Here is a 1,635-nt window from a genome sequence, read left to right on the forward strand (position 1 = left end):
TTACCGTGCTACTGCTGCTGTTGAGCCGGATTCAGCAATGTGGTGTAGAAGTGCCGCCGCTGCACCCAGCAGAAGCCCTCATGCTTGGTGATAGCCGCGATCTCTACAGGTCCGCCCACCGTCTTGGGCTGCTTACGGACGGAAAAGCGGATGAAGCCTGCGGTGGTCTCCACCAAATACCGAGCGAGGTCGATGGCATCCTGGATGGGCATGGCAGGAAGCGCCAAGTCCTCATAGAGGCTGCGCATCAGCGCGCGCTCGATATCGGGCAGGTCGTTCTTCGGCAACCCGAGTTCCAAGGCGGCAACTCCGAATCCTTGACCAAGGCCAAGCACAATCCGGTTTAGAGCTTCGTATTCTCCATTCCAGTTGACGCCAAAGCCATCTTCAGGCTGTGCCAGCTTGGCCGCATCGCACTCTTTTTCTCGAAGGAAGACTTCCCATACCTCCGGCAGCGGTCTGCCTGCGGAGTAGCCGCAAAGCCGAAGCTGCATCCATGTTTGATGACCACTGGCCGCCGATTTTTCATCGAACAGAAACTCTCTGACGCGCTCGGCCACCTGCTGCATCGTGTAGGTGCTTCGGTCGAGCGTCCACTCGTGCTTTCTGCTACCGTCCAGTCGCGTGCGCAGGTCTTTAAGCAGGGTGGCAATAGACTCCAGCCCGATGCTGCCGCTGCCTGTCACCATCACTCCAATGGGCAGGCCCTTCACTAAATTCACGATCTTGTCGGCAGTCAGGTAAATTTGGCCAATGCCAAAGGTGCTGGCGCTGTCCGACGCCATCACGATGCCATCGTTGATTTTCACAGAGACGATGATGGTCACAAGTAGCTCCTACAGNCCAATGCCAAAGGTGCTGGCGCTGTCCGACGCCATCACGATGCCATCGTTGATTTTCACAGAGACGATGATGGTCACAAGTAGCTCCTACAGCCGGATACTCGGCCCCTGCGTCGGTTTAGCCCTCGCCCGATTTAATGCCCTTCGATGCGCTGGCAAACGGCTCAGATCCCCGACTAGCTCAAACCAGATCAGGATGGGCCCGACCGGAAACCCTTGGACGGTGATTGCACCGTCGCGGTTGTGCTCTTTAAGTTCTATCTTGGCCATCTGTGATTGAGACTGGATGGACCTAATGCTGGCACGCTACCGTGCGGTCTACGCGATACAGACGATGGGCGTGCCAGATGGGCCGCCTCTGGACGTAGAGATCGCCAGCCAGAGTGACCCCCAAGCTACCGCGCATTTGGTGTCAGACCCCCTCGAATATTTAGTAGAGCACTTCGCCCATGATATCATCAGAGGTCAAATACTCAGTGTATTCACACCGGTGCGCCACGAAAAAACGACATCTCAGTCCCAAAACATCCATGAATTGGCTCGACAGAAAGCCGCTGCCACGCTGAAGGAAAATTCGAGGGGATTTGCCTACTTGGTCATCGACGGTTCCTACTTAATCGATTCTCATGACCTCAAGATAACTGAGCATGATCAATTTGGACTGATTTGGAAAGATGGCCTACCGCCTTTGATTAGGGCTAAGTTCACCAATTTCGTCGAACGCGTCCTTGGTGCCATTCAGCTCCACTCGGCCTTCGACAATCCCCCGCGCGTCATCAAGGTCTGCACTACG

At 55.5% G+C, this 1,635-nt stretch carries 2 protein-coding genes; one reads left to right on the plus strand and one right to left on the minus strand.

Annotated features, from left to right (window positions below):
- Window positions 1-8: 8 nt before the first annotated feature.
- Window positions 9-827, minus strand: a complete 819-nt coding sequence (locus tag QWZ14_RS16685) for an Ntn hydrolase family protein (RefSeq protein ID WP_290317896.1) — start codon at window positions 825-827, stop codon at window positions 9-11.
- A 310-nt stretch (window positions 828-1,137) separates the two neighbouring features.
- Between QWZ14_RS16685 and QWZ14_RS16690 the strand changes: the two genes are divergently transcribed.
- The coding region (locus tag QWZ14_RS16690) for a hypothetical protein (RefSeq protein WP_290317898.1) at window positions 1,138-1,635 on the plus strand (498 nt) is incomplete at its 3' end.

Origin of the sequence: Paeniroseomonas aquatica, assembly GCF_030409335.1 — a bacterium.
In the GTDB taxonomy this organism is placed as follows: Bacteria; Pseudomonadota; Alphaproteobacteria; order Acetobacterales; family Acetobacteraceae; genus Belnapia; species Belnapia aquatica.